22 protein-coding genes and 1 rRNA gene are annotated in these 23,752 nt (G+C 63.3%); 9 read left to right on the forward strand and 14 right to left on the reverse strand.

What is annotated here, in order from left to right:
* Positions 1-127 precede the first annotated feature (127 nt).
* Both BLR94_RS26255 and BLR94_RS26260 read left to right on the forward strand, forming a co-directional pair.
* Positions 128-532: a RidA family protein gene (locus tag BLR94_RS26255; RefSeq protein WP_084308877.1), complete on the forward strand. Its 405-nt coding sequence runs from the start codon at positions 128-130 to the stop codon at positions 530-532.
* Positions 533-608: 76 nt separating this feature from the next.
* Positions 609-947 (forward strand): zinc ribbon domain-containing protein YjdM, encoded by a 339-nt coding sequence (locus BLR94_RS26260; protein ID WP_084308858.1) that lies wholly within the window; start codon positions 609-611, stop codon positions 945-947.
* 12 nt (positions 948-959) lie between these two features.
* Here the strand turns inward: BLR94_RS26260 and BLR94_RS26265 are convergent, their stop codons facing one another.
* The 3 genes from BLR94_RS26265 to can all read right to left on the reverse strand — a co-directional run bounded on the left by BLR94_RS26265 (position 960) and on the right by can (position 3,633).
* The gene (locus BLR94_RS26265; RefSeq protein WP_244158270.1) at positions 960-1,757 is read right to left on the reverse strand and encodes a hypothetical protein; all 798 of its coding nucleotides are present in this window, start codon (positions 1,755-1,757) and stop codon (positions 960-962) included.
* 311 nt (positions 1,758-2,068) lie between these two features.
* Positions 2,069-2,995: a DMT family transporter gene (locus BLR94_RS26270; protein ID WP_084308859.1), complete on the reverse strand. Its 927-nt coding sequence runs from the start codon at positions 2,993-2,995 to the stop codon at positions 2,069-2,071.
* Positions 2,992-3,633, reverse strand: a complete 642-nt coding sequence (gene can / locus BLR94_RS26275; protein ID WP_084308860.1) for a carbonate dehydratase — start codon at positions 3,631-3,633, stop codon at positions 2,992-2,994. Before can ends, BLR94_RS26270 begins: the two co-directional genes overlap by 4 nt.
* Positions 3,634-3,809: 176 nt before the next feature.
* Between can and BLR94_RS26280 the strand changes: the two genes are divergently transcribed.
* Positions 3,810-4,001 (forward strand): hypothetical protein, encoded by a 192-nt coding sequence (locus tag BLR94_RS26280; RefSeq protein WP_084308861.1) that lies wholly within the window; start codon positions 3,810-3,812, stop codon positions 3,999-4,001.
* Between the two features lie 51 nt (positions 4,002-4,052).
* Here the strand turns inward: BLR94_RS26280 and rimI are convergent, their stop codons facing one another.
* The 4 genes from rimI to BLR94_RS26300 all read right to left on the reverse strand — a co-directional run bounded on the left by rimI (position 4,053) and on the right by BLR94_RS26300 (position 7,581).
* Positions 4,053-4,505 (reverse strand): ribosomal protein S18-alanine N-acetyltransferase, encoded by a 453-nt coding sequence (gene rimI, locus BLR94_RS26285; protein ID WP_042556182.1) that lies wholly within the window; start codon positions 4,503-4,505, stop codon positions 4,053-4,055.
* Positions 4,502-5,311, reverse strand: coding sequence for an energy transducer TonB (locus BLR94_RS26290; RefSeq protein WP_090423777.1), 810 nt, complete (start codon positions 5,309-5,311; stop codon positions 4,502-4,504). Before BLR94_RS26290 ends, rimI begins: the two co-directional genes overlap by 4 nt.
* Before the next feature lie 115 nt (positions 5,312-5,426).
* The gene (locus tag BLR94_RS26295; protein WP_084308862.1) at positions 5,427-6,557 is read right to left on the reverse strand and encodes a lactonase family protein; all 1,131 of its coding nucleotides are present in this window, start codon (positions 6,555-6,557) and stop codon (positions 5,427-5,429) included.
* 133 nt (positions 6,558-6,690) lie between these two features.
* Positions 6,691-7,581: a LysR family transcriptional regulator gene (locus BLR94_RS26300; RefSeq protein ID WP_084308863.1), complete on the reverse strand. Its 891-nt coding sequence runs from the start codon at positions 7,579-7,581 to the stop codon at positions 6,691-6,693.
* 105 nt (positions 7,582-7,686) lie between these two features.
* On the opposite strand from BLR94_RS26300, the gene BLR94_RS26305 reads away from it, so the two are divergent.
* The 3 genes from BLR94_RS26305 to BLR94_RS26315 are packed head-to-tail and all read left to right on the forward strand — an operon-like array spanning position 7,687 to position 10,722.
* Positions 7,687-9,036 carry an acyclic terpene utilization AtuA family protein gene (locus BLR94_RS26305; protein ID WP_084308864.1) on the forward strand — a complete coding sequence of 450 codons (1,350 nt, stop codon included), beginning with the start codon at positions 7,687-7,689 and terminating at the stop codon, positions 9,034-9,036.
* Positions 9,036-9,359: an AtuA-related protein gene (locus BLR94_RS26310; protein WP_084308865.1), complete on the forward strand. Its 324-nt coding sequence runs from the start codon at positions 9,036-9,038 to the stop codon at positions 9,357-9,359. Before BLR94_RS26305 ends, BLR94_RS26310 begins: the two co-directional genes overlap by 1 nt.
* Positions 9,360-9,414: 55 nt before the next feature.
* A complete protein-coding gene (locus BLR94_RS26315) occupies positions 9,415-10,722 on the forward strand; it encodes a CitMHS family transporter (RefSeq protein ID WP_084308866.1) in 1,308 nt (435 codons plus the stop codon).
* Positions 10,723-10,792: 70 nt separating this feature from the next.
* Here BLR94_RS26315 and BLR94_RS26320 read toward each other — a convergent pair whose 3' ends face one another.
* Positions 10,793-12,037 (reverse strand): saccharopine dehydrogenase family protein, encoded by a 1,245-nt coding sequence (locus BLR94_RS26320; protein WP_084308867.1) that lies wholly within the window; start codon positions 12,035-12,037, stop codon positions 10,793-10,795.
* Between the two features lie 207 nt (positions 12,038-12,244).
* On the reverse strand, positions 12,245-13,342 hold the full coding sequence (locus BLR94_RS26325) for a carboxynorspermidine decarboxylase (protein WP_084308868.1): 1,098 nt from the start codon (positions 13,340-13,342) through the stop codon (positions 12,245-12,247).
* 268 nt (positions 13,343-13,610) lie between these two features.
* On the opposite strand from BLR94_RS26325, the gene mksB reads away from it, so the two are divergent.
* The 3 genes from mksB (at position 13,611) to mksF (ending at position 18,501) form a co-directional block, all read left to right on the forward strand.
* Complete coding sequence (gene mksB / locus BLR94_RS26330) at positions 13,611-14,855, forward strand: Mks condensin complex protein MksB (protein ID WP_084308869.1); 1,245 nt, start codon at positions 13,611-13,613, stop codon at positions 14,853-14,855.
* A gap of 119 nt (positions 14,856-14,974) precedes the next feature.
* Positions 14,975-15,670: an Mks condensin complex protein MksE gene (gene mksE / locus BLR94_RS26335; RefSeq protein ID WP_084308870.1), complete on the forward strand. Its 696-nt coding sequence runs from the start codon at positions 14,975-14,977 to the stop codon at positions 15,668-15,670.
* The gene (gene mksF, locus BLR94_RS26340) at positions 15,667-18,501 is read left to right on the forward strand and encodes an Mks condensin complex protein MksF (RefSeq protein WP_084308871.1); all 2,835 of its coding nucleotides are present in this window, start codon (positions 15,667-15,669) and stop codon (positions 18,499-18,501) included. Before mksE ends, mksF begins: the two co-directional genes overlap by 4 nt.
* Before the next feature lie 60 nt (positions 18,502-18,561).
* On the opposite strand, the gene BLR94_RS26345 is transcribed toward mksF, so the two are convergent.
* The 5 genes from BLR94_RS26345 to rrf form a co-directional block, all read right to left on the reverse strand.
* Positions 18,562-20,859, reverse strand: coding sequence for a PqiB family protein (locus BLR94_RS26345; RefSeq protein ID WP_084308872.1), 2,298 nt, complete (start codon positions 20,857-20,859; stop codon positions 18,562-18,564).
* On the reverse strand, positions 20,852-21,475 hold the full coding sequence (locus BLR94_RS26350; protein ID WP_084308873.1) for a paraquat-inducible protein A: 624 nt from the start codon (positions 21,473-21,475) through the stop codon (positions 20,852-20,854). Before BLR94_RS26350 ends, BLR94_RS26345 begins: the two co-directional genes overlap by 8 nt.
* Positions 21,462-22,121 (reverse strand): paraquat-inducible protein A, encoded by a 660-nt coding sequence (locus tag BLR94_RS26355; RefSeq protein ID WP_084308874.1) that lies wholly within the window; start codon positions 22,119-22,121, stop codon positions 21,462-21,464. Before BLR94_RS26355 ends, BLR94_RS26350 begins: the two co-directional genes overlap by 14 nt.
* A gap of 270 nt (positions 22,122-22,391) precedes the next feature.
* Positions 22,392-23,039: a DUF2625 domain-containing protein gene (locus BLR94_RS26360; protein WP_084308875.1), complete on the reverse strand. Its 648-nt coding sequence runs from the start codon at positions 23,037-23,039 to the stop codon at positions 22,392-22,394.
* A gap of 463 nt (positions 23,040-23,502) precedes the next feature.
* Positions 23,503-23,618: ribosomal RNA gene (gene rrf / locus BLR94_RS26365) — 5S ribosomal RNA — on the reverse strand.
* Positions 23,619-23,752: the final 134 nt, after the last annotated feature.

Below are 23,752 nucleotides of genomic sequence, written 5' to 3' on the forward strand. Positions count from 1 at the left end.
GGTACCGAATGCCGCATGAGTTCGGGTTATCCACACCTGCATCGTACAACTGGCAACACTCCCGAGTTAGCCGATGGTGCAACCTGCCCTAGACTGCCTGGCCGTTTTTCTGGCCATGGAGGTATCGATGCACAGGCACACACTGAACCCGGACTCGGTATTCGACACCCTGCAATATGGTTTCAGCCAGGCAGTGATCAGCCAGGGCGAACGGCGCATTCACCTGTCCGGCCAGATCGGGGTGGATGCTCAGGAGCATCTGGTTGGCAAGGACCTGGCCAGTCAGACCCACGCGGCCCTGGACAACGTTCGCAAGATTCTCGAGCACGCCGGCGGCAGCATGGAGACCGTGCTGGTGCTGCGCATCTATATCGCTGCGGCGGCCCGTGAAGAGCAGGCCTGTATCGTCGATGCGTTGCGCAAGTTCTTCCCCGAGCGACCTCCTGCAACATCCTGGATCGTGGTCACCGGCCTGTCGGAGCCAGAGTGGCTGATCGAAATCGAAGCCGAGGCGCTGCTGCCGGATGCCTGAACGGCGATCCACCGGCAGTCGCCAAAACCCTATATAATCTGCGGCCTTTTTATCATCGGTCTCAGAAGGATCCACCGTGAGCACGCTGCCCCCCTGCCCCGCCTGCAACTCCGAATACACCTACGAAGACGGTACCCAACTGGTCTGCCCGGAATGCGCCCACGAGTGGTCGGCCAATGCCAGCGAAACGGCCGATGACATCAAGGTGATCAAGGATTCGGTCGGCAATGTGCTGCAGGACGGTGACACCATCACCGTGATCAAGGACCTCAAGGTCAAGGGCTCGTCGCTGGTGGTCAAGGTCGGTACCAAGGTCAAGGGCATTCGCCTGGTCGACGGTGACCATGACATCGACTGCAAGATCGACGGTATCGGCGCGATGAAGCTGAAGTCCGAGTTCGTCAGGAAAGTCTGACTGCCCGAGCGCTCACTGCACCGGCAGGAAGTTCAGGAACATCAGGCTGTGGGCGTAGTTCACGCCGATACGCCGATAACGCTCGTCGAGCACGTCGCTGAGGTAATCCAGGCGTGCGACGATCTTGCCGAACTCCACGGCGAAGCTCAGATTGCGCCCCTGCTCGGACAGCTCGTTGGACAACAGCAGCGGATTGCCCTGGGCATCACGCCGGGTCGCCAGCAGCCAGGTGGCCGTCTCGATATTGCGCGCGGCGTTGTGCACGAACTGCGCATCGATGGTATCGGTGATGTAGAACTGGGTGCTGCCGCCATGGGCGGTCACCAGCATGCTGCCGATGGCGTAGATGAACGCGCCGACCCTGTCCCCCTGGAACTCCGGACTCAGCGCGTAGCTGAGGGCGGCGATATCCTGGCGGCCGGCCAGCGAGGGCAGCGGCCTGCCCTGCTCGACCGCCTGCTGCACCGCACGCTGCGCGGCCTCGCGATCACCCAGGCCGCTCTTGCGCCATTCCCGCGGGTTACGCTGGTAGAGCTTGGCCATCAGGCGATAGAGGCTGTTCAGGTTGTTGCGCATGCCAATGGTGGCGAGGCGGTCGGAATGGGTCTGGAACAGTTCGCTGGGGGCCGCGGGCGCGCTGTTGCTGAGGAAGGCGCGGTTATCCTGGTTGCGGGCACAGCCCCCCAGGCAGAGCACCAGCACCAGCAGTGCCAGCCCCGCCCTGCGGGCATTGCGCCCAGCGGCCAGAGCCCTCGTCAGCGAGGTGACTGGGGCTTTACCGAACGCTTGGGAGATGTGCGAGTCGTCCATTAACCCACGCTCCATCCTTCCGCTGATGACATGACACTAGCAAGTGATTCGCCTTCGTGCCGGTTACGGCTTCGCCTGCGAGGACGCACGCCAGCCAGCGACATAGACCGCGGAATATCGTGCAAAGTTTTCCAGTGCCGCAGATTGGCCCTGCACCCGCGGCTCAAGGGGCTGCGCGCACCGGGCCAGCAAACGCTCGCCGCCGACCGTATGCCTGGACTTGCCGCTCGAAGCGGGCAGCGTGTCGCCGTGCCTGGCGAGTGCCAATGCGCACCAGCAACCCTCACCTGACAGGCCCAGAACGTACCGCGTCAGACCGACGCCCGCTGCACAGATGTGGGCAACGTCGCCAGAAGCAGGCCGGCGAAGATCATCGCGCCGCCCAGCCAGTGGAAGCGTTGCAGGGCCTCGCCCAGCAGGATCCAGCCAAGGATCGCGGTGAACACCGGCATCAGGTAATTGCCCATGGCCGCCGTCGATGCGCCGAGCACCTTGACGCCCTGGTTCCAGCCCAGATAAGCCACCAGCGAAGCGAACACCGCGGTGTAGGCGATGGCGGCCAGATTGGCGGGAGTCGCCAGCAGTTGGGCACCGTTGGCCAGTTCGTACAGATAAAGCGGCAGGATCAGCGGCACGCCGAGGAGCATGAAGACGCCCAGCAGCGCCAGCGCCGGGATCGGTGCCAGGTACGCCGCCCAGCGGCGCAGCAGCACGGTATAGAGCGCCCAGTCGATCACCGCCAGCAGCATGATCAGGTCGCCACGGTTGAATGCCAGCCCGACCAGGGTCTGCCAGTCACCACGGCAGATCAGTACCAGCAGCCCCAGCACTGCCAGGGCCATGCCCCACCACGCCCTCATCGACGGCCATTCGCCAAGCAGCAGCCCGGCGAACAGGAAGGTCACCAGCGGAATGCAGGTGTTGACCAGGGTGATGTTGATCGCCGCGGTGGTCTGCGCGGCGCTGTACAGGAAGGCGTTGTAGCCGGCGATACCGAAAGCGGCGATGACCAGCAAGCGCCAGCCGGCATGCCGCAGCGCGGCACGATGACGCCAGAGTGGCGACACCACGAACGGCAAGACGATGAAAAGGGCCAGGCTCCAGCGCCAGAACGCCAGGGCCAGGGGCGGGATCTCCCCCGCGAAGGCCCGCGCCACCAAGGCATTGCCCGCCCAGCACAGTACCGCCACCAGCACACCGGCGATCGCCAGCTGGCGTGAGGATACGCTCGCACTCATGACTGTGGTGGGCGCAGACGGTACTGTTCGGGCAGTTGCGCGGCAGCGCTGACGGTCACGTCGAGGTCCTTCCAGCGCCCGTCCTTGAGGCCGTAGATACAGCCGTGCACGGACAGCGGCTGGCCACGGTGCCAGGCATTCTGGACGATGCTGGTACGACTGACGTTGGCCACTTGCTTCATCACGTTCAGTTCGCACAGACGGTCGACGCGCGCCTCTTCGTCGCCCAGCGCGGCCAGGTGCTCGTGCTGCTCGTAGTAGAGGTCACGGATGTTGCGCAGCCAGCCATCGATGAGTCCGAACTGCGTGTCGTGCATCGCCGCGCGCACGCCGCCACAACCGTAGTGGCCAGTGACCAGGATATGTTTGACCTTGAGCACGTCGACCGCGTACTGGATCACCGACAGGCAGTTGAGGTCGGTATGCAGCACGACGTTCGCCACATTGCGGTGCACGAACAGTTCACCGGGCAGCAGCCCGACGATATCGTTGGCCGGCACGCGGGCGTCCGAACAGCCGATCCACAGATACTCCGGCGTCTGCTGACGAGCCAGGCGGGGAAAGAAGTCCGGGTCGTCGTGGGTGATGTTTTCAGCCCAGCGCCGATTGTTGTCGAACAGGTGTTTAAGGTCGCTCATGCCGGTGGCTCGCGGGAAGATCGACACGCACCATACGGAGGCGTCAGCCTTTTTGGCAAGGCGATTGCCACCCCGGCGCATGCGGCGCGGACGGCAACACGGCACACGAAACGCTGAATCTTTCGGCCGGCGGGGCCGTCCACTGACAACAGCCATCGACGGATCTGGAGGTCGTCATGACGGACAAACAGCCGGAAAACCATGTGCCACTGATCAACGAGCCCCCCATTCTCCGGGACCGTGTGCAAGAGCTTGTGCCGAGCATGCGCGAAGCCGATGCGGCCCGCGAGCCGAGCGGTGATACAAGCGAGGCCGATGACCAGCGTGACGCCATGCAGGCGCCCCCCTATCGGATGAATACGACCTGAGCCTGGTCGATGATGAGCGCGAGCCGGGCCAGCCGGCGTGCCGCAAGTAGCTCACTCGACCAGGGTGCAGGCCATCACCAGGGCGTCTTCGCGGCCCCCCGGGGCCGGGTAGTAATCGCGGCGCCGGCCGATCTCGTTGAAGCCGTAGCGCTCGTACAGGCGGTAGGCCGCCTGGTTGCTGGAGCGCACTTCGAGAAAGCATTCCCCCGCCTTGAGCTGAGCGGCGCGCTCCATCAGATGTTCGAGCAGGCGCAGGCCCAATCCGCGGCCCTGGCTTTCCGGCTTGACGGTAATATTGAGCAGGTGCGCCTCGTCGATGATCACGTTGATCACCCCGTGGCCGACCTGCTGGCCACCTTCGAACATCAGCCAGACTTCGTATGATTTCAGGCTGTCGAGGAAAATGCCGCGCGTCCAGGGATGACTGAAGGCGGCGTATTCGATCTTCAGCACGGCGTCGATGTCCGCCTCGGTGGCGCGGCGGAAGGAGATCGCGTCACTCATGTCGACGCCTCGAGCCAGCGCCGACGCACCCGCTGCATGGCCTGCCACAGCTCGCGCTTGCGCAGGGGCTCGTCCATCAGCAGCTCCAGGCCCGGCAGAGCCCAGGCGGCGCCCAGCTCCTCGACCTGCAGCTCGCGGTTGTAGGCCTCGGCGTCGGCGTCACCGGCGAAACGAATCGCTGGCAGGCCGATCAGCCACAGGCAGGCGCAGGGCTCCTGCTCCTCCAGCCGTGCGCCGATGAAGCTCTGCACGAAGTCCAGGGCAGCCTGCGGCCCCTGATCCATAGTGCCGCGCACCAGCAGGGGCCAGCGCACCGGCTCGCCAATGATCTGCGGGGCGTCCGGCAGGCCGGCGGCACGCAACAGGTCCTTGAGCAGCAGGTAGGCCGGATCGCGGCTCTGGAACGGCTCGCCCGTGGGCAGTTCGACCAGCAGCGCACAGCTGCCGGCGCGCAACAACTGCAGAGCGAAACGCGGCGGTGGCGCCGGCCGCTCTCGGCGCGGCGGCGCACTGACTTCAGCAGTCGCAGCGGGCTCACTGGCCCTGGCTGCAGAACCGGGTTTGGGCACCTCGATGCGTGGCCGCTCGCGAACCACTTCGTTGCCTGCGGGTGCCGCCACTGCTGCGGCTGCCGGTGCCTTGGCCTGCGGCGGAGGTGCCGCGACCGCTTCAGGCTCCGGCTCTGGCTCGAAAGACACCAGCAGCTCGGGCCGCGAAGGTGCCGCGAACGGCAGTTCGACACGGGGCAGCCAACTGGCCACTTGCATGGCATCCAGATAGGCGCGGCGGCGCAGCTCGGTGTTCAAACGTCAGGTACCCGGTACTTCGATTTCGAGGGCGCTGATTGTCGCGTGAATCGTCTGCTGCGGGTAGCCCCAATGATCCAAAGGATCACCGAGGCGCCCTTGCCTGGCCCTGTGATCAGGGCCGCTGCAGGATCTCGATCCACAAGGCGCCATCACCTGCTGGCGCCTCGTCGACCCGCTTGAGGCTACCGTTCTCGCCAATCGCGTAGCTGCCCACGGCCTGGCTTTTCTCACCGGTCACCAGTAGCCACTTGCCGCTCGGGAAGAAAGCGATGTTGCGTGGCTGCTTTTCCTCGAGCGGGTAGTTGCCGATGAAGCTCAGGCCACCGCTCTGCGGATCGACCTTGAAAGCCGACACCGAACTGGTGGTGCGCTCGGTGATGTACAGCAGCGTGCCGTCTGGCGACAGGCGAATGTCGGCCGCCCAGATACGCGGCGTTGGGTCATCCTTGAGGTCGTTGTTGGCCGCGCTGCGCGCCTCGCCCCGCGCCAGGCCCAGACTCTCGGGAACGCCTTCGGCAAGGCTGACTTCCTTCAACGCACCAGTGTCGGGGTCGATGGCATAGCCGGTGACGCTGCCGCTGAGTTCGCCGACCACATAGAGGAACTTGCCATTGGGTGAGAAGGCGATATGCCGTGGGCCGGTCTTCGCGGCGGTGCTGGCGAAGCCCGCACCGATGGGCGTCAGCGCGCCGGTTTGCTTGTTCTGGCTGAACTGCAGCACCTTGTCGACGCCCAGGTTGCCGGCGTAGACGAAGCGATCGCTGATGTCGCTGCGGATCGAGTGGGCGAACGGGCCGGTCTTGTACACCTCGGTCTGTTCCGACACACGCTGCTCGGCATCGATGGCCTGAACGGTGAGTACCGCACCGCCATAGGACGCGCCCATCAGGAAGCGCCCGCTGCGGTCGGTCGACAGGTACGCCAGGCTATCGGCCAACGGCGCCTGGCCGCGCTTGTGCAGGTGGCCGGTTTTGCCATCGATGCGGTACACCAGCACGGTGAACGGTGCGACGCGTTGTGCGGCGAACAGCGTGCTGCCGTCAGGTGAGAGGGCCATAGGGTTGACCTTGTCCCCCGCCTTCGTCTGCTCGACGAGCGCGATGGCACCGGTGCTTTCGTCCAGCCGGTACTGGGAAATCAGGCCGTCGTTGGGACTGGAGATATAAGCGAACGTGGTGGCGGCGTGAACCGGCGCGGCAAGTGCCGAGGTCAGCGCAGCGGCAAGCAGGAGCGGCTTGGACATGGTCGGGTGGCCTTTATGTTGTGCTTATTGTGGTCAGTCATCGTATGAGCAACCCATTGCCAGCAGCAAGTGCTCTACATGATCGATGAACGGGCCGCCAGGTACTCGTCCTTCAAGTCGAACCGCTCGCCCACTATGCAGGCGCGTCAGCGTGCTGCTTGAGCAGGCTGACGAACGCCTGGGCCGGTGGGCTCAGGTAGCAGGGTTTGCGCTGCAGCACGCCAATACCACGGGCCGGTGCAGCCGGTAGCGGATGGACAGACAGGCTGCCATCGGCGTTGAAGGTGCCCGCCACGCTCGCCGGCAGCAAGGCATAGCCCAGCCCTGCTCGCGCCAAGGCGGCAGCGCTGCTCAGGTAGGCGACCTCCCACGCAGGATCGCGCAGCAGGCCCATGCGTTCGAGGGTCTGGTCGGCCATGGTACGCAGGCTGGTATCCCGGGTGGTGGCCACGTAGTCGAGATCCCGCAGGGCAGCCACCAGTCTTTCGCCATGCAACCTGGCCAGGCCTCGCACCAGCAGCACCAGGCTGTCGTCGTAGAGGGGCTGAAAATCCAGCACACCGGGCTCGTCCGCCACCGAGGTGATGGCGAAGTCCACTTCCGCGTTGCTCACCCACTGGCGGATTTCCCCGGCACGACCATCGCGCAGGCTGATGTCGATACCCGGATAGCGCTGGCGATAGTCGACCAGCACCCGGGGCAGCGGCTCGATGGCGACCGAGGGCAGCACCGCGATGCGCAGCGAACCGCTCTGCAGATGCAACTGTTCGTGGGCGTCATGCACCGCGTTGTGCATGTCGCGCAGCAAGCGGCGGGCCTGTTCGAGAAAACGCACCCCGGCCTCGGTCAGCTCCACGCTGCGGGTGTTGCGCGCGAACAGCGACAGCCCCAGCGCCTCCTCGAGCTTGCGCAGGCTGTAGCTCAGAGCCGGTTGCGACAGATGGATCTGCTCGGCAGCGCGACTGAAGCTGCGCTGCTCGGCGATCAGCACGAAGGCGTGAAGCTGGCGAAAGCTGATATCCATGGCCACTGCTTTTATAAAATTAACTTATCAATTGATATCACATTTCGAATTCACAACTAAATCAGGAAGCCGCACCCTTTCCGCAGACCTCGACCTGGATCAACAATGATGACAACAGTCCATATCGGTTGCGGGGCAGGCTTCGCCAACGATAGACCCGATGCCGCCCTGGCACTGGCGAGCGATCTGGCCGCTCGCGACGGCCGGCGCTTCCTGTTCTTCGAACTGCTCGCCGAACGCACCCTGGCCGAGGCGCAGTTGCGTCGCCTGGCCGACGCAGAAAGCGGCTACGCCACCCGGCTATTCGACTTTCTCGAGCCGGTGCTGGAGATCTGCCTGGCTGCCGGCATCCCGATCATCACCAATGGCGGCGCGGCCAATCCCAGCGCTGCGGCCCGGCGCCTGCGCAAGCAACTGCAGGCTGGCCGCTTCGCAGCGGCGCGAATCGCCTGCGTACTGGGTGACGACCTGCTCGAGTCGGGCGAGGCGCTACGACGCTGGCTGCCCGAGACGCTCGACGGCGAGGTGGTGTCGGTCAACGTCTACACCGGTGCCGATGGCATCGCCCAGGCCCTCGACGAAGGCGCCGACATCGTCCTGTGCGGGCGCGTGGCCGACCCGAGCCTGGCGGTTGGCCCGCTACGCCATGCCTTCGGCTGGCAGGCCGAGGATTGGGACCGCATTGCCCTGGCCACTGCGGTTGGCCATTTGCTGGAATGCTGCACCCAGGTCAGCGGCGGCTACTTCGCCCATCCGGGCCTCAAGGATGTGCCGGATCTGGCCAACGTCGGTTGCCCGATCGCCAGCGTCCAGGCCGACGGCCGTGTGACCATCGGCAAAGCCGCCGGCACCGGTGGCTGCGTCAGCGAACGCACGGTCAAGGAGCAGTTGCTCTATGAAGTCCATGACCCCGCTGCCTACCTGACCCCGGACGTGACCCTCGACCTGAGCCAGGCAACAATTCGGCAGGTCGGTCCTGATCGTGTAGAGGTCGAAGGCATACGCGGTCATCCACGCCCGGCCGAACTGAAAGGGCTGGTCGGCCTGCGTGGCAACTGGTTCGCCGAGGCGGAGATCTCCTATGCCGGCCCTGGTGCCCTGGCCCGCGCCGCCCTGGCCCGGGACATCCTGCTGCAGCGCTGCGCCCGCCTGGCGCCGCGGCTCACGCCCTGGATCGACTTGATTGGGGTCGCCAGCCTGTTCAACGACGCCCGGGGCGAGTGGCTGCAGCAGCGCCTGGCCGACGCAGCGGACCCGCAGGATGTGCGCCTGCGCATCAGCTTCGTCGACCACGACAAGGCGCTGCTGGAAAACCTTCTGCTCGACGCCGAGTCGCTCTACACCAACGGCCCGGCGGGCGGCGGCGGTGTGCGCCGGCACCTGAGCGAATCCCTGGGCACGGCGAGTTTCTTCATCCCACGCACCGCGGTGCAGCAACAAGTGGAGTGGTTCTGATGAGCGAGACGGTAGTGCTATGCGACTACGCCCACGCCCGCGCAGGTGACAAGGGCAACATCCTCAGCGTGGCGGTGTTCGCCTACGACCCGGCGCATTACGCCTGGCTGGCCGCCGAGCTGACCAGCGAGCGCGTGGCGGGCTGCCTGGCACATCGCCGGATCGGCAGCGTGCGCCGTTATGAGTTGCCGAACCTGGGCGGCCTCAACTTCGTGGTGGAAAACGCCCTGGAGGGCGGCGTCAACGCCAGCCCCGGCATCGACCGTCACGGCAAGAGCCTGAGCTATGCCCTGCTCGACCTGAAGCTGCCCATGCCCACCTGAGCTCACGCAACGCCAGCCTCGCGACTCCAACAATAATAAAACCGGAGAGATCGTCATGATCACCGCACTCGGCTTCACCCTGATGTTCGCCATCGTCATCCTGATCCTGATGCGCCGCATCACCCCGTTGGTGGCCTTCGTCACCCTACCGGTCATCGCCTGCCTGCTGGCCGGTTTCGCGCCTGCGCAAATCGGCACCTTCGTCACCGAGGGCCTGAAGACCGTGGCGCCGACCGCCACGCTGTTCATCTTCGCCATCCTGTATTTCGGCATCATGCGTGATCGCGGTCTGTTCGACCCGCTGGTGCGTTTCCTGCTCAAGAGCACCAAGGGTCGCCCGCTGGCGGTCGCCATCGTGACCGTCGCGGTGACGGCGGTCACTCACCTGGACGGCATCGGCGCCGCCACCTTTCTGCTGGTGATTCCCGCCCTGCTGCCGCTGTACCTGCGTCTGGGCATGAGCCGGCAGATGCTGCTGTGCCTGGTGGTGCTCAGCGCCGGGGTGATGAACATGGTGCCCTGGGGCGGCACCACCACGCGCGCTGCCGCGGTGTCCGGGCTGGATGCCTCGCAACTGTGGCTATCGCTGATCCCGATCCAGGCCATCGGCCTCGCCCTGGTCGTGGCCCTGGCGGTATTTCTCGGCCTGCGCGCGCAACGCAGCTTCGCCGCCAGCGGTGGCGTGATCGCCGACAGCGAACCGGCCGATGCGCCACAAATCGACACCTCGCAGATGCTGGCCCCCCATACCTGGCGCTACTGGGCCAACCTGGCGCTGACCGCGGGCATTCTGGCCTGCCTGTTCACCGGCGCCTTCCCGCTGTTCGCCTGCTTCATGGTCGGCCTGGGCGTGGCGCTGCTGCTCAACTATCCAAGCCTGGACGAACAGAACCGCGCCCTGCGCGCCCACGCCACCGATGCCATGCAAATGGCCCTGGTGATGCTCGCTGCCGGCATCCTGCTCGGGGTACTGGCCGGCGCCGGCATGTCCGACGGCATGGCCCACTGGATGATCAACGTGCTGCCCGAAGGCTCGGCCAACTGGATTCACGTGATCATCGGCGCGTTCGGCGTGCCGCTGGGCATGCTGTTCTCGCCGGATGCCTACTACTTCGCCCTGCTGCCGGTGATCCGCGACGTATCCGTGGCCGCTGGCGTCGACCCGGCAGCCGTGGCCAGTGCCATGCTGATCGGCGAAAACACCGGCTTCGGCGTCAGCCCGGTGGTGCCCAGCGTGTACCTGGCCATCGGCCTGGCCGGTGTCGAGCTGTACAAGCACATCCGTTACACCGTGCTGTGGGCCTGGGGCATCAGCCTGATCATGCTGGCCTCGGCGGTGCTGCTGGGGGTGGTGACGGTCTGACATGCACGGACCGCAAACGAAAAAGGATCGCCGAGGCGATCCTTTTTTGCAGCGATGGTGCAAGCGTGTCTTACAGGGACTGGTCCCACGGACGGTCGCCCTGCTCATCCTTGATGCGCGTCGGCAGGCCCATCACGTCCAGCGCCTTGAGGAACGGCTCGGCGGGAAGCTCTTCGACGTTGACCATGCGCTGCACGTCCCACTCGCCACGGGCGACCAACAGGGCGGCGGCCACCGGTGGTACACCTGCGGTGTAGGAGATGCCCTGGCTGTCGGTCTCGGCGTAGGCTTCTTCGTGGTCGGCCACGTTGTAGATGAACACTTCGCGCGGCTGGCCATCCTTGCTGCCGTTGACCAGGTCACCGATGCAGGTCTTGCCGGTGTAGCCCGGCGCCAGCGAGGCGGGATCGGGCAGCACGGCCTTGACCACTTTCAGCGGCACGACTTGCAGGCCTTCTGCCGTGGTTAACGGTTGCTCGGAGAGCAGACCAAGGTTCTTCAGTACGGTGAATACGTTGATGTAGTGCTCGCCGAAGCTCATCCAGAAACGCACGTTGGGCACGTTCAGGTTCTTGGAGATCGAGTGCACTTCATCGTGACCGGTCAGGTACAGGTTCTGCTCGCCGACGACGGGCAGATCATCGGTACGTTTGACCTCGAACATGCTGTTGGTCGTCCACTGGCTGTTCTGCCAGCTGTACACCTGCCCGGTGAATTCGCGGAAATTGATTTCCGGGTCGAAATTGGTGGCGAAATACTTGCCATGGGAACCGGCATTGACGTCGAGAATGTCGATCGAATCAATCCGGTCGAAATACCGTTGCTGGGCCAGTGCCGCATAGGCGTTGACCACACCCGGGTCGAAGCCTACGCCGAGAATGGCGGTGACGTTGTTCTGCCGGCATTCCTCGAGGTGTTTCCACTCGTAGTTGCCGTACCAGGGCGGGGTTTCGCAGATCTTGCCCGGTTCTTCGTGAATCGCGGTGTCCAGATAGGCAACGCCGCTATCGATGCAGGCACGCAGCACCGACATGTTGAGGAAAGCGGAACCGACGTTGATGACGATCTGCGATTCGGTCTCGCGGATCAGCGTCTTGGTCGCCTCGATATCCAGTGCGTCCAGCGCGAACGCCTTGATCTCGGCCGCCTGTTTCAGGCTGCCCTTGGCATGCACGCTGTCGATGATGGCCTGGCATTTGGAGATGTTCCGTGACGCGATGGCAATACGACCGAGTTCGTCGTTGTGCTGCGCGCACTTGTGGGCCACCACCTTGGCGACACCTCCTGCACCAATGATAAGAACGTTCTTCTTCAATTGTTTCCACCTCCAGGGTACTGCGTTGTTAAAGACGTCTTGTCCGTAGGGTGGATGACGCTTTACCCATCCACCGTTACGCGGTTAACACGGTCGATGAAAAAGCATCACCCACCCTGCTAGTCAGGCTGCGGGGTGGACAGCGCCTCATCCCTCCACCGTGCGGCGATTGCAGGGGGGACAAAACAGCGTGGTCCACCCTGCACGTCAGCTAAGGCTCGACAGGTAATCCTCGAAACCGAACTCGCGCACCACCTCGACACTGCCGTCGAGCTGCTTGACCGCGATGGCCGGCATCTTCAGGCCGTTGAACCAGTTCTTCTTGACCATGGTGTAGCCCGCCGCGTCGACGAACGACAGGCGGTCGCCGATCTGCAGGGGCTTGGCGAACGGGTACTCGCCGAAGATATCGCCGGCCAGGCAGGATTTACCGCACACCATGTAGGTGTGCTCACCCTCGCTGGGCGCCAGCTTGGCGTTGAGGCGATAGATCAGCAGGTCGAGCATGTGCGCTTCGATGGAGCTGTCGACCACAGCCAGGTGCTTGCCGTTGTAGAGCGTGTCGAGCACGCTGACTTCCAGCGATGCGCTGCCGGTGATGGCCGCTTCGCCTGGTTCCAGATAGACCTGCACGCCGTACTTCTCGGAGAACGCCTTGAGGCGCGCGCAGAAGGCGTCCAGTGCATAACCTTCGCCGGTGAAATGAATGCCGCCACCGAGGCTGACCCACTCGACCTTGTGCAGCAGGTGGCCGAAGCGCTCTTCGATGTGCGAAAGCATCGTGTCGAACAGGCCGAAGTCGCCGTTCTCGCAGTTGTTGTGGAACATGAAGCCGGAGATCTGATCGATCACCGCCTCGATCTTCGCCGGGTCCCACTCGCCCAGACGGCTGAACGGCCGCGCCGGGTCGGCCAGCAGATAATCCGAGCTGCTCACCTGAGGGTTCACGCGCAGGCCACGCACCTTGCCTTCGGACTGTTCGGCGAAGCGCTCGAGCTGGCCGATGGAGTTGAAGATGATCTTGTCGCAGTTGGCCAGCATCTCATCGATCTCGTCGTCGGCCCAGGCCACGCTGTAGGCGTGGGTCTCGCCGGCGAACTTCTGGCGACCGAGCTTGAGCTCGTAGAGCGAGCTTGATGTGGTGCCGTCCATGTACTGCTGCATCAGGTCGAAGACCGACCAGGTGGCGAAGCACTTGAGCGCCAGCAGCGCCTTGGCACCGGAGTGTTCACGCACGTAGGCGATCTTCTCCATATTGCCCAGCAGCTTCTGTTTGTCGATGAGGTAGTACGGCGTTTTGATCATTGCGCAGTCCGTAATAAAGGTCGGCCAACAGGAGCCCGCCAGCCTCCCGAAAAAAGCGGACGCGAATTGTGCCGACAACCGCCACAGATCGAAAGGCCGCTGAGCATATTTTGTCCATTTGCGGATATTTCAGGCCGCGAACCGATCAGCGTCCAACGCTATTCGCCGCCGAGCATGCCCATCGGCGATGACGGCCGCGTGACAATGCAGCGACATGCCGCTTTCCCGTACAATCGGCGTTTTTTCGAAATCGAGCGACAGCCCCGCGATGATCGACCCCAAACGCGTATTGCGTGCCCTCGCCGAGCACTGGGCACTGCTCGAGCCGCTCTGCGAAAGCTTCGATAGCGGCACCCTGAGCCTGGTCGAGCTGCGCAAGCAGCTCACCGCACAGTTGCCGCCGCAAAGCACCGCGGTGGACGTCACCGCCCTGCTCGATCAGTGGATCCGCCTGGACATCCTGGTGCCGGTGGCCAAGAGCCCCAACCGTTTCGAGCTCAACGCGCAGATTCACGACTTTCTCGCCTACCTGCGCCGCGAGCACCGCCTCGGCCTGTGCCTGGAAATCGAAGCCTACCTGCGCCACCTCGAGCGCCTGGCCGGCTATATCCAGGACGCTTTCGAAGTGCGTGACGGCAACGACCTGGCCCGCCAACTGCGCCTGCTCGACATGCGCGTGCGCGACGTGCTGAAGAAGCTCGGCAACGATGAGCAGGCGCTGATGGGGGTGGCCGAACGGGCCAAGACCAGCGACCGGCAGATCCCGCTGCGTCAGCGTTATGCCGAAGTGCTGGCCACCTGGGACGAGTACGTCGAGCCGATGATCCAGCTGGTCGCTGCCGACGGCGCCTTCGAGCAGGGCGTGCGCCGCGTCGAGCAGGTGCTGCTCAAGCTGCTCGGCGAACAGCAGCGCCTCGGCCAACTGGTCGACGATGACCTGCTGTTGCGCACCCACGCCCGCATCCTGGAAATGCAGACCACCGCCCAGTTGACCCTGCGCAAGGCCCGCGAGCTGCTGCTGCCGCTGCGCGAAGAGGCACGCCGGCACAACGCCGTGACCCGCGGTGCGGCGCTGGCCCTGTCGGTAATCCGCAAGAAGGGCATCGAGGCGGTGCCGCAGGCTGCGATGCCGATGTTCACCCGTCCGCAGAGCAACTTCCTCGGCAGCGCGTCCCAGGTCGAGGCCTATGTGTATGCACTGGCTCGCTTCGAGGCCAAGCCCAATCATTTCCCGAAGGCCAGCGGCAAGCGCAAGGGCGACAGCCCGCGGGCACCGAAAACCGCACGGGAAATGATCGACCGCTGCGAGCAGTCGCTGCCGCTGCCGGACCTGATGACCTGGCTGCTGGAACAGGAGCCCGAAGGCGCCACCGACGAGCTGCTCTACTGGTTCTCGCGCCTGTCGCGCGAAGGCCGCTTCCAGCGTGATCGTCTGGAGCGCCAGGTCTACCTGACCCGCGAGCACGAGATCAGCATCAGTTCCTATGCCCTGGTGGGCCGGCCCAGTGCCTGATTTTTACGTAGGGTGGACCGGGGCGCGCGGCCAACGCCGTCTTTTGTCCACCTTATTGATTGCCACGCGGTGGACGGATAAAGCGCCGTCCACCCTACGACTGCCCGTGAGCATGACGCATGAACATTGATTTGAAAGAAATGACCCAGCTCGCAGCCGCGTTCCGCGACCTGTTCAAGGGCTACCACATCTCGCGTAGCGAGCCGGAGTGCTACGCCCAGCTGTCCAGCATGCAGGACCAGTATCGCGCGCTGTTCCGCGCCCTGGGCTTCGAGCTGGTGTGCGACCCGCGCGGCTTCTATTACTTCGTGCCGGAGCAGGCCGCGCCGCAGGTGAACAAGACCGCCCAGCGCCTGGCACTGTTCACCTTCATCCTGGTCGAGCACCTGGCCGACCAGGGTCGTGACCCGCTGTCGGTGCTCGACGGCGGCAGCATCGGTCGTGACGAGTTACCGGCGTTGCTCGACAAGTACCGCGACCTGTTCCTGCAGGCCGAAGTGACCACTCACGAAGAACTCGAAGACAAGGTCATCCGCCGCCTGACCCAGCTCGGTTTCGCCGAAGACAGCAACGGCGTATACCGCTTCCTGCCACCGATGCATCGCTTCCTCGATGTCTGCCTGGCGGTGCAGCACGACCGTGACCTGGCAGCCAGCCTGCACAGCACCGAACTGTCGCTGCCGGCACCGGTACTGATCGACGATGACAGTGGTGACCCGATCATCACCCTCGACGATGCCGTCGAAGAGTCCGAGGAACAAGCCATGGCCCGCGCCCTGGCCGAAGAGCGCGCGGCACAGGAGCAAGACGCATGACCCAGGAACGCTATGGCATCCGCCGCTTCGCGCTGCTCAACACCGCCGGCTACAGCCTCGGCCTGTTTCCCCTGGAAAACCCGCTGTCGGTGTATGGCGCCAACAACCTCGGCAAATCGGCGTCGATCAACGCCCTGCAGTTCCCGATCCTGGCGCGCATGTCGGACATGAGCTTTGGCAAGTACAGCCTGGAGCAGTCGCGCAAGTTCTACTTCGCCACCGACACCAGCTACATCCTCGTCGAAGTCGCCCTGCCCCATGGCCCGCACGTGATCGGCGTGGCCGGCCGTGGCCCTGGCGGCGGCTTCGGCCATCAGTTCTTCGCCTACGCGGGCGAACTGGATCTGGATCACTACCAGCAGGGCGGCACCTGCCTGCGTCAGCGCGAGCTGTTCAAGAACCTCGGCCAGGCCGGGATCACCGCCCATGAACTGAAACCCGACGAACTGCGGCGCCTGCTGGTCGGCGGCCACACCAGCATTCCTCTGGACCTGACCCTGATTCCGCTGCGCTCGACCAGCGAGCAGAGCCTGAAGACCTTCCGCGCGCTGTTCATCAACCTGCTGCACATGCGCGAGATCACCGCGGCGAAACTCAAGCAACTGTTCCTCGATGCCTTCGAGCACAGCCTGCGCTCCGGCAGCGTCGATTACATCGCTGCCACCGAAGAAGCGTTCCGCGACGTGCGCCGCATGGAGCAGGACTACCAGGCGCTGGTCACCGCCGGCCCGCTCATCGAGGCGCTGGCCTCCGGCGTGAGCCAGCGCGAACACCTGCGCGGCAAGCTGCATCGCCTGTCACCGTTGCTCGACTCGCTGCTCGGCACCTGGCACGACTATGCCGACGCCCGCAAGGAAGAGCTGGTGATCCAGGCTGAGCACTACAAGGGCGAGCAGGACGGCCTGCAGAACGATCAACGCGGCGGCACCCAGGAGCTGATGCGCATGGAGCGCGAGATCAGCGAGATCCAGCGCTGGCTCGGCGAGCTGGCGGTGCTGAAGAACCGCTTCGCCCTGGTCGACGACGTCAAGGTACTGGAAGCCCAGTTGCTGGCCGCCAAGGATGCCCACGATGAACTGGCCGGCGCCCTGGCACAATCCCGACAGTTCTCCAGCGAAGATCTGGACGAACGCCTGCGCGATCTGGAAAAACGCCTCAAGTCGGTCAGGCAGCAGCTCGACCACGCCGACAACAACAGCTACTCACGCCTGCGCGAAGAGTTCTCCCAGGCCGACGTCGATCGCCTGATGCGCCTGTTCAATGGCCAGTTGTTCAGCCTGCCGCTGGGCGAGAAAGGCATTCAGCTCGACGACGGCGAGGTGTGGGTCAAATCCCTGGAAGCGATTCTCGATGGTTTCAAGGGCGAGCGCTTCCAGGTGCCCGGCCTGGACATCGACCTCTCGCACATCGAGCCACCGGCCCTGCAAGCCCTGGCCGACCGCGCCGCACTGCGTGACCAGAAGGATCGCCTCGACCGCGAATACAAGCAACTCAAGACCCAGCAGTCGGTGGCCGCCGACCGCGCCGCCAGCAAGGCCCAGGCCGAGCAGCTGTATCAGGCGGTACTCGATGCCCAGAAGGCGCTGGAAGACTTCCGGCGCAGCCAGACCCTGGCCGCCGAGGAAGACGGCAAGCTGGAAAAACTCGCCCAGCTGGAAGGCGCTCAGGACGAACTCAAGCGTGCCAGCGATGCGTTCACCGAGCGCGTCCAGCAGCTCTCCGCCAAGCTGCAACTGGTCGGCCGGCAGATCGCCGACCTGGAGGCCAAGGAGCGCACGCTGGAAGATGCCCTGCGCCGTCGCCAATTGCTGCCCGCCGACCTGCCCTTCGGCACGCCCTACATGGAGCCGGTCGACGACTCACTGGACAACCTGCTGCCGCTGCTGGGCGACTACCAGGACACCTGGCAGGGTCTGCAACGCATCGACGGGCAGATCGAGGCGCTGTACGCCCAGGTGCGCCTCAAGGGGGTCGCCAAGTTCGACAGCGAAGACGACATGGAGCGCCGCCTGAAGCTGCTGGTAAACGCCTACGCCCACCGCCAGGACGAAGCCCTGACCCTGGCCAAGGCGCGCCGGGCCGCGGTGACCGACATCGCCCGGACCCTGCGCAACATCCGCAGCGACTACGATAACCTCGAGCACCAGTTGGCGCTGTTCAACCGCGAGATCAACAAGCGTCAGGTGTCCAACCTGCAGAGCTTTCGCATCGTCCTCGCGCCGAACAAGGATGCCCTGCGTCACATCGATCAGATCATCCACAGCGCCGGCCAGTACGAGGAAGGCGAAACCCTGTCGGTATTCGACCTCGGCCAATCCAGCGAACAGGATGCCAAGAACGAAGAGGCCAAGGAGTACCTGGCGCGTCTGGTGGCCGCCAACGGCAACCAGCTGGGCCTCAAGGACCTCTTCGAACTGGCCTTCGAAATCACCAAGGTGCACGGCCAGCCGGTGATCCACACCGACATCGATGGCGCAGCGAGCAACGGCACCACGATGACCATCAAGGCGCTGACCAACATGTACCTGCTGCTGCACCTGATGGACCGTGAGCAGGCCGGTCGCGTACGCCTGCCGTACTACCTGGATGAGGCAGCCGACATCGACGAGCGCAACCAGCAGGCGCTGATCGAGACCAGCCTGCAGTTGGGCTTCGTGCCGATCCTGGCCTCGGTGAAACCGCAGGTCTCGGCCACCGTCGCCATCGACCTGGAAGGCGGCAGCGGGCCGAACGGCATCTATATCGACGAAGCGGACTGGAAGTACATCAGGCGCCGCGAACCCAGCGAAGCACCGGCCAGCCAGCAACAGGACACGTCCGAGTTGGCCTGATACCGCCGCACGATGCAAAAGGCCCGCGTTTTCATGCGGGCCTTTTGGTTTTCGCTCACCTCATTTGGGTAGGCTGATCTTTGGCGCCCACTCCAGCCATTCCGGTTGCGACTCATCGAACAGCGCGAAGGTCTGCCCAGCCCTGGCCACGTTGTGATCCCCTTCCGGCGTGGCGAAGGCAACGCCGCCCGCAACCAGGGTTTCCAGGGATTCGGTACGCACCGTCATGCCCTTGAACAAACCGACATCGATGCCAAAACCCGAGCTGTTCCAGAACCGGCTACCGGTTTTCACCAGTCCCGCATAACGCGGCTCGATAAGCACCTGAATCAGTACCCGATCCGCCGTGGCGCCCAGCTCGTAACCCGTTACCTTGCCGACCTGGATTTCCCGGTAGGTGACCGGCGCACCGGCCTTCAAAGAACCACGCCGCGCGGCACTGAGCACCAACCGCAATCCAGGCTCGTCCAGCACCTGCTCGGGCGGCTGCTCCAGCGCGACGAACTCGCTTTGGCGACCATCGCTGCGGCCTGAGGGCGATACTTCGATGTACTGGCCACCGACCAGGGTATCGAGATTGGCAGCGCCTGCCAGACTCAGTTGCGGCTTGACCACCCAGAACCGCGAACCGGGTCGCAGCACCTGCTTGGCCGCCGTATTTATCCGGCCGTGCAGCATCACCGCCTGCAGATCATCAGTCAGTTCGACGCGCTCGATGGTGCCGATCTGCAATCCCTTGAAGCGAATCTCGGTCCCGGGAGACAGGCCATCGCCACGCGCCACGCGGATGCTCAGGGCGTCACCGTGCTGCATCGCGGTATCGCGGTCGGCATACAGGTTGAAACGTTGCACACGTTTGGCATCGGCCGGCGCGTTCAAGTCATCGGTTTCGAATGAAATACCGCCTGCCATCAGGCTCTGCAGCGACTCGCTCTTCACTTCGATGCCGGACAGGCCACCCTTGAGCGTGATACCGCTGACGTTCCAGAAGCGCGTGGTACGGTTCACCAGCCTGGCGTATTCCGGCTCGATGTGCACGCCGAGCACCACCTGCTTGTTGTCTCTCGCCAGCTGGAAGCTCTGCACCGTACCCACTTTCATCTGTCGGTAGAGGATGGGACTGCCCACATCCACCGAACCCAACGTGTCGCTAAACAGCACCAGGTGCAGGCCTTCGGCGCCCAGATCCAGTGGCGGCGCCTTGGTCCGGGCGACGAAGTCACGGCGCGGTGTGCCTCCCAGCTCGCCGGGACTGATGGCGATGTAGTTGCCTTTGACCAAGGCCTCCAGGCCGGTGATGCCCGCCAGGGAAATCGAAGGCTTGACCACCCAGAACTGGCTGCCCTCGACCAGGTAATCTTCGGCCAGCGGATCCATGGCCAGCTCCGCCGTAGCACTTTTCAGATCCGGGTCGACCTTCAGGCTTTTCAAGGTGCCCGCCTGGATGCCCTTGTACATGACCGGTGTACGACCGGCCTGCAGCCCCTCGAAGTCGGTCAGTTTGACCACCGCCTTGATGCCCGCCTGCGCGGCATCGAAGTCTTCGTAGAGACGAAAGGGCTTGCTCGGGTCGGTCGGAGGACTGTCCTTGCGATGCTCCGGAGTCGCGAAGGCGATTCCTCCAGCGACGATACTGGCCAGGGATTCGCTGCGGAACTTCACACCGGAGAAGTTGGCATCGACGCTGATGCCACTGGCATTCCAGAAACGCGTATGTTTGCGCACGAGGTCGGCATAGGCTGGCTCGATGAATACTTTCACGTCCACCGAACTCTGGTCATCGGCCAGCTCGTAGCTTTTCACGCGCCCTACCTGGATCTGCTTGTAGAACACCGGGCTGTCACGGTTCAGCGAACCAAGCCGCTCGGCCTTTAGGGTCAGGTGCAGGCCAGGCTGTTCATCCGACAGGGGTGGCGCCTGAGGCAACGCCTGGAAATCATAGGTCGGCTCACCGTTACCCGGGCTGACAGCGATATAGTTGCCCGAGACCAGTGTCTCCAGACCGGTGATACCCGCCATGCTCACGCTCGGCTTGACCAGCCAGAAGCGCGTACCGGAACGCAACTGGTACTCGACGTCCTTGCTCATTTCCAGCGTAGCGATCACGCCCTGCTGCTTCTCGCTCTTGTCCAGGGTCAGGCTCGATACCTTGCCGATCGACATGCCCTTGTACATGACCTCGGTCTTGCCCGCCTCGATGCCTTCACCACTGGCGAATACCACCTGGATCTGGATCCCGGCATCATTGTAGGCACGCCAGCCAAGCCAGCCGCCGATCAGCAACGCGATCAGCGGCAGCACCCATATCGCTGACCAGTTGGAGGCCGGACGTGTCCTGGCCGTGGGCAGATCATTCATGGTCGTCATCCGATTCCGTGTTATCCCAAATCAATCGAGGGTCGAAGGTCAGCGCTGCCAGCATGGTCAGAATCACCACTGCGGCGAAAGCCACCGCTCCCATCCCAGGCTCGACACTCGCCAGACTGCCGAACCTGACCACCGCCACCAAGATGGCAATGACGAAGATGTCCAGCATCGACCAGCGCCCGATCCATTCAATGAAGCGGTACATCATGATCCGTTGGCGAGCCGACATCGGCTGGTGGCGCTGCACGGAATAGAGCAGCAGGCCGATCCCGACCAGCTTGAGTGTCGGGACCACGATGCTGGCGATGAATACCACCGCTGCAATCGGCAACATGCCATGACCGACCAGGGTGATGACGCCCGACATGATGGTGTCCGGCTGGCCCTGGCCGAGGGAATTGATCGTCATGATCGGCAGCACGTTCGCGGGGATATAGAGAATGGCTGCCGTCAGCAACAACGCCCAGGTGCGGACCAGGCTGTTCGGCTGGCGCGGATGTACCCGCCCCCCGCAACGCGAACAGAACTGCCGCTGCAACTCAGGCTGGTGGCGATTGAGTTGATGGCATTCGTGGCAAATCAGCAGACCGGCATCAATGGCGCGCACTGACATCCTCCCCTGCCAGGGCTTCCCAGATCTGATGAGGCGACATGGTCACCTCCAACCAGACCTGCACCAACAGCAGCGCAATGAAACAGAACAACCCGAAGCCCAGAGACAAGGCTGCGATATCGGCCAGTTTGACGATGGAAACCAGAATACCCATCAGATAGACCTCGAGCATGCCCCATTCGCGCATGTGGTGATAAATACGGTACAGCAGTAACCCGTAGCCACGACCGACCTTCAGGCTGATGCTCAAGAGCACCAGGAGCTGACAGAGCAGCTTGAGCAACGGCACCGCCATGCTGCACAGGAACACCACCACGGCGATGCTCTGCATACCGCTGCCATACAGACCCAGCACACCGCTCCACACCGTATCGTTGGCGGTCTGCCCCAACAGGGTCAGGTGCATGATGGGCAGGAAATTCGCGGGGATATACAGCAGAAGCGCAGCCAGCACCAGCGCCAAGCTACGGCGTACCACTTGGTGGCGGTGGTTATACAGCTCGTAGCCGCAGCGCGGACATTCGACACTCTCGCCATCACTGATGTGCGGTTTGCGCATGAGCAGGTCGCACTCATGGCATGCAACCAGTTGCGTCAAGGATGATTCAGCGAGCGACTGCCGTTCGACCGACTCGGGCATGGATGGAATTCTCGAAAGGATCGCAGCATTCTAAACGAGACCCCGATAGCGGCGCACAGTTATGCCGATTATTTCCTTTCCCGTGCATCCCTTCGCTCAGCCTTGGCCTACATTTCATAGTACGTGGACGGTCAGGCCTTTGAACGATATAGCGAGCTGCCCCAGGTTACGCTTGCGGCAGCGTCCGGTCATTACACATTGTGACGTTTGAATGTCTGCAGCGTACTCTGACTCGCTGGAGCCGGCCCGCATGACTTTAATTAGGCGTGATCACGGGGCCTGCAACTGGCCGGCTAATGTGCAGTTCAACTCATACTGTTCAGCCATGCTGACAACCCTGCGCGCGCTTGTTGCCACTGAGCCCTCTTGCGTCCATAGGAATGGGTAGAACGACATGCATTGATCACCGCTCACACGCTGTATGTCGTCGCGCCAGGACTCCCACCGCAGGCCATCATAGAAAGTCGCCGTACGATTGCTCACAGCCCATTCCAGGAAGGCGGTGTAACCGATGTCCAATGGCTCCCAAAGCAAACTGTCGGGCGCCCAGTAGTACATCGCTCCCACATCATCACCCAAGCCGCCGCCATTGATGGAAAAACATCCACCTGCCGCGTCATCTGCCACGAGCAGATGCCCTTGTGCTCGCCCCTCGCTCCATTTCGCTAGAGTTCTTGTAAGTTTTTGATGACCTGAACCAAGAATACGAAGCCAGCCATGATCAATCAGTATCCCGCCAGTCTCAAATGCTACAGCTCCCAAAGTCGACCTGGTCGTTACCTGTAGCTGTAGGAGAACGCTGGTGTTTTGAGGTGAAGGGGGAAGCAAGTCGTAGGGGCGGTCGGCCTGCTCCAGCATCTTTCGTATGTGGAGAATGCCCGGGTCATTAATTTCAACCAAATCTTCTATGCGTTTCATTAGCTAATCCTTGGTAGCAAGACATCCAAGTTAGACGGAAATCCACTGCAGCGGCTACGAATACCGCGGCGATTGACACTCCCGCCTCTCCTGCAACACCAAAGCCATCCGAGCCATGGGTTGCTCAGCCCATGCGGCAGACGTTTAAGCTGCCGTGTCCCTGTTACGCCTTCGGCGCCCCCAGGCTACAGAGCCATCAGGGCCCGTAGGGTGGAAGACGCCTCACCCTTCCACCACGAGCTCTCGCACGCTCCGCCCCATAGCCTGGAGGGAAGGCTCCATCACCGCGCAGGACGCTCCTGTTGTTGTAGGAACCTGGCTTGCCGGCGATGCGCTTGACCGCAGCCCAGCCCCTACGTGTGGCCGGCAGCCTGTGCAGCACATGTTCGACCTGCTGCCGGTTTTCCCACGCCGAAAAGACGAAACCCCAGACCTCTGTCGAGATCTGGGGTTTCTGGTAGAAGCTTGACGATGACCTACTCTCACATGGGGAGACCCCACACTACCATCGGCGATGCGTCGTTTCACTGCTGAGTTCGGGATGGGATCAGGTGGTTCCAACGCTCTATGGTCGTCAAGCAATCCGGTTGGGGAGTCGATGTTTAGGTCGCTTCCCCGAATTGGGTATGTGATATCCGTTGGTATTGCGTGTTCTTGCAAATTTTCGGCTTTACTGTCGACTTCAACCGTCTAACAGCCAAATTGTTTGGGTG

This window comes from Phytopseudomonas flavescens (genome assembly GCF_900100535.1).
Classification (GTDB): Bacteria; Pseudomonadota; Gammaproteobacteria; order Pseudomonadales; family Pseudomonadaceae; genus Aquipseudomonas; species Aquipseudomonas flavescens.